Genomic DNA, 305 nt, shown 5'->3' with positions numbered 1-305 from the left:
CATACCAAAGGATCAGCTCGAAATCGATCTGACGCGCGTCCGTGAGTTCGCGAAAATACTCGCCAAGAATTTTATGGAGTGTCTCATGCTTCCAAACATCTTTGCAGCCTAGGTGATAGCCCGTTTCGCTGAAGTAGTAATCGCAATCCCAGTGGGTGATCTTTGCGTAGGGCGCGCATAGCCGATCAAGCATGAGTTCGCGGTCGTGCTTGTCTAAAACTCGATAGCCGCGGGAAAGTTCTGGAAGGTAGATGCCATATGGCTTAATGATCCACTCGAGGCAAAATGAGTGAATGGTCCCGATC

The 305-nt window shown here is 49.8% G+C and carries 1 pseudogene; it reads right to left on the bottom strand.

Annotated features, from left to right (window positions below):
* Window positions 1–305, bottom strand: a pseudogene (locus AAEZ05_RS28100) (UvrD-helicase domain-containing protein); the annotation flags it as partial.

The sequence above is a fragment of the Pseudomonas sp. HY13-MNA-CIBAN-0226 genome (assembly GCF_040310305.1).
GTDB classification, from domain to species: domain Bacteria; phylum Pseudomonadota; class Gammaproteobacteria; order Pseudomonadales; family Pseudomonadaceae; genus Aquipseudomonas; species Aquipseudomonas gregormendelii.
This window is presented reverse-complemented; position numbering and strand designations above follow the sequence as displayed.